The sequence below is a fragment of the Romboutsia sp. genome (assembly GCF_051659545.1).
Classification (GTDB): domain Bacteria; phylum Bacillota; class Clostridia; order Peptostreptococcales; family Peptostreptococcaceae; genus JBOFOR01.
Genome location: NZ_JBOFOR010000022.1, coordinates 1 through 4,174, shown reverse-complemented (window position 1 = coordinate 4,174; position 4,174 = coordinate 1). Strand labels below are relative to the sequence as shown.

The following is a 4,174-nucleotide window of genomic DNA, read 5'->3' as shown; positions in this document are numbered from 1 at the left end:
TATCTAGAGTAACTGTTTTTACTTCAAACTCTATCTTGCTAAAAGATTTTCCTCCATCTTCTGTTCTGTATAACTCACCTTCACAGCCACCATTTCTAGAAACACCTATAAATCCTATATTTTCATCAATGAAATATATCCCATAGGCTTCTCCAACTGCTCCATTAAATGGATTTTCATTTATAACAAACCAGTTGTTACCACTATCATTAGTCCTATTAAGTGAATAGAAAAAGCTACCTGATGCTTTATCCTCTACCTTCAACTTATATCTAATTCCATCATATAAATAAAACTCATATTTAGCTTCTGAGTTTCCTTTTACTACATCCCATTCTTGTTTAGTTTCATTTAATTTATCTTCTTCATCAGTATTTAAATATTGAAACCAATATGAATCAGTTAATAAATTATATCTAACTGGAGTTATTTCTTCTTTTTGAGGTATATATATAGAAACAGGATATCCTACTAATTTACCTTCAAGTAAACTTAGTGGTATTTCTTTTCCTTTATTATTTATTAAAACAATTCCATCTCTATAACTTTCCCAGTTTACTTTACCTTTGTATAATAGGCCAAATTCATTTTCATTCCATTTACTAACTGTGTGTTTTATAGAAATTAACTCCGCTGTTTCAAACAACGGGTCTAGTAACTTATCATTACTATAATCAGCATTTACAACTCCATCTAATATAAGCTTTATATCTTTTGATTTGTTTTTGTTATAGTATATTAAATAGGTTTTTTCCTTTTCATTTTTATCTTTTCCATAAATAAAAGCTTCAAAGTATGTAATCGTTCCATCTTTTTCAAACTTAATACTCAGTTCATCTACTAGATAAAGTTTTGGGGGTAATTTGTATTTTTTATTTATATCTTCAAAAATACCTTTTACTCCATCTTTGTAAATATTGTTTTTATTGAAAACTACACTTCTTTCACTTTGAACTCTTTTTATTACCCATGCAAGTTTACCACCGTAATTAGTTGCACTTTTATATATTTTTACTCCATAAAATAAAGTCATTGTAAGAATAATTATAAGTGAAATACACTTCCAAGTTCTAGAGCTTAATGATTTTACTTTACGTTCTTTATTTTTTTTAATTTTTCTTTCAATACTTCATCCTCCCTATAAGAATTCATTTTTAATATAACAATTGCTAAGTTTTATTTTTATTTTTCAAAAATATTGGTTTTAGAAGTAATTGACCTGCTATAATACTAGCACACGTCGCTATGACCATTGGTGCTCCAACAGAAAAATTTATTGAGCCTTACATTACAACTTTTGATTTTTCACTATTTCTTATTAATATTATATATTGGATATAATCAGTTATTGGTTTATCTTTATAATCTACTAAGTTTGTATCAAATGGATTAATACTTTTTTCTTTGAATGGTGACTTTCTACTATTCAATCTAAATATAGTTGCTTTTGATTTTAAATTTATATACTCTTTAAATAAATCTTCATTCACAGAATAACCATTGTGATCAAAAGTACTTTTTTCAAAATAATATGCATAGTTTATCGATAGTATTTTACCTTTGTATTTTTCATCTTTATTTAGTAATGATGCAAAATAATCCATATAAGATTGATTAATATTATTGTAAACAGTTTCTTGGAATATGTGTGCACCTCCCCATTGCCCAAAGTATACTGCATCTTTAAGGTTGGAATCTATTATTTTAAAGTTCTCGTATATATACTTATCTCTTAGATTAGTATAATTATCCTCACTTGCACACACATTACTAAAATCTATCATATTTTTTATTACAAATTTAAACTCATTAAAATCTTCTTTAAAGATACTTTTATATTTATCTTCATTTGAATCTACATCTTTTTTTAGTTCCTCTAACGTGTTTAAAATATTTCTATAACTAATCTTGGTATAGTAGTCAAATTCCTTCAATTCATTTATTAAAGTTTTCAATTCATCAGTCAACATATCTTCATTTTTTATAGTATCAATTAAGTAATAATATGTAGCTTTAGATTCAATATCAGTACCTACAATTTTTATACGCTTATCTATAGGTAAGGTTTTATTAAACTTATAAATTTCAACATATTCATTATACCTTTCTTCTGTATATAGTTTTTGATTTTTATAAATGTTAAAATACTCTTTTAGTATATCTTCATTGCCACTTTCTAGGTATTTATTTAAAAAATATGCATCAGCAGTTCCCATTTCCTCTAATAAATAGTTGACACCAACTTCTTTTTGAAAATATTTTATAAGCTTTAAGCTCATAATATGGTTGTCAGATAAGTTATGCTCTTCTCCTGTCAAAATAATTTTTTTATCTTTTATATCTTGAGATAATATGTCTAAACCATCAAAACTTTCTTCATCTTGTAAATCTAAATTCGAATAATTTTTTTCTAAATATTTATCTGTGTTTTTATATGGTTTATTTATAATGCTTACTACTACTACACATAAAGTTATTACCATAGCTATTAATAATGTATATTTTTTCACTAGAATTATCTCCCCTTACAAACCACTTTTTATCTATATTCTACCAAATCTATCTCTATTTCGCATTATATAACAATTGTGAACATTGATTATATTAATAAAACATAAACTTATACGAACTTGTATTATTTTTATAACTTTGTCATCTAATAAAATATATTTAGAAATATGATAGATTAGTTGCATAGTATGCGAATATATAAATATAAGACAAATGTGAGGAGAGTTGAGAAATGAAAAAACCAATTAAAATAATCATAACAACAGTAGCAGGTTTACTATTAGTAGCAGGTGTATCTTTAGTACGTGTATCATTAACAGACATAACATATTCTAACTTAGCTACTGAAAAAGCATTAACAGCAACAGCAGATAATTTAGAAGAAGCTGGACTTGATAAAAAAAATATAGATATATTCAAGAAACAAGTTAAATATACAAATAGTTATCTTTCAGAACTACCAAGTCTTCAAGGCGATTTTATAACTAAGAATGGAACATTTGCAAAACATGATGAATACTTATCATTCAACTTGTTTGCAAAAGCAAGTAGAGAACAAGGTTTGCGAGAAGATGTAAATTGTAGAGTATCAGCTTGGAACCTGATGAAAGATAATATAACAGTTAATGGAGATAATGGACAAATTGAATATACCGAAAAAGATATATTAGAACACAATCCAAATGCAGGTTTTGAAAAAGGAGATAAAGAACAATTCTGGGGAGTGTTTAATGGTATACCTGCGGGTATGATAAATACAACAAGAGGATATTCTAAAACTATAAAATCTGAATGGGAAAATAGAAATCTAGAAATTAAAGATTCTGATAGAAAACTAGTATCTTGCTTTATGTATAACTTCCAAGAAAAACAACTAGAAGCGGTACATGCAGGTACAATGATTGAACAAGATGGAAAAATAATATTTGTTGAAAAAATATCTCCTACTGACCCTTTCCAAGTATCTGAGTTTAAAAATGAGAAAGAGTTAGAATATTATCTAAAGAAGATGATGTTATTCAACTGGTTTGTAGTTCAACCAGTCATAATGGTAAATGATGAGTTAATGTAATATCAATTTAATAATATAAATTCTTTTCGTTTATTTTAAAAAAATAGCCACACTTTAGCTTTAAATCCATTGGAGATACTAAGGTGTGGCTATTTTTTACTATAATTATCACGAAGCAAGCTAACATAGTCTAAATTTTTCATAGTATTTCTTTTTTTCTCTTGATTCTAGAAATATATTATCCTTGTTTTAGATGAACTTCTTTCCCATTAAACACAATAGCAAGCTTTATTATATTATCTATTCCACGAGCCTTTAACTCTGTATCATATTTTTTATCTTCTATTTGAGCTAATGCAATATCTAGCATCTGGGCTATAGTTTCTTCATCTTCTTCGTCGTATCTCTTAAATTCAAAAATCACTCCTGGCTTAGTGTTATCTTTTGGTAGTAAACTAACATCATACCTACCAATTCCAGACTCTCTATTTGATAATACCTCATGAGTAGAGCTTAAAGATACAAGCATCCCAAGGACAAATGCGTGATATACTTTTTCTGGGTCTCTTCCTGCTGTATCAAAATAACTAAAACTTGTCATAACATATCTTTTAAATATCTTACTGAAGTTTTTAACGTCCCCTTGTGTAA

Annotated in this window: 4 protein-coding genes; 1 reads left to right on the top strand and 3 read right to left on the bottom strand. The window is 26.8% G+C overall.

What is annotated here, in order from left to right:
- Both ACRC03_RS01240 and ACRC03_RS01235 read right to left on the bottom strand, forming a co-directional pair.
- The coding region (locus ACRC03_RS01240; protein WP_438650730.1) for a WD40/YVTN/BNR-like repeat-containing protein at positions 1–1,033 on the bottom strand (1,033 nt) is incomplete at its 3' end.
- A 250-nt stretch (positions 1,034–1,283) separates the two neighbouring features.
- On the bottom strand, positions 1,284–2,510 hold the full coding sequence (locus ACRC03_RS01235) for a hypothetical protein (RefSeq protein ID WP_438650729.1): 1,227 nt from the start codon (positions 2,508–2,510) through the stop codon (positions 1,284–1,286).
- Between the two features lie 233 nt (positions 2,511–2,743).
- Between ACRC03_RS01235 and ACRC03_RS01230 the strand changes: the two genes are divergently transcribed.
- Positions 2,744–3,583, top strand: coding sequence for a DUF4300 family protein (locus tag ACRC03_RS01230; RefSeq protein ID WP_438650728.1), 840 nt, complete (start codon positions 2,744–2,746; stop codon positions 3,581–3,583).
- A gap of 178 nt (positions 3,584–3,761) precedes the next feature.
- Here ACRC03_RS01230 and ACRC03_RS01225 read toward each other — a convergent pair.
- A partial coding sequence (locus ACRC03_RS01225) for a PD-(D/E)XK nuclease domain-containing protein (RefSeq protein ID WP_438650727.1) occupies positions 3,762–4,174 on the bottom strand: 413 nt, incomplete at its 5' end.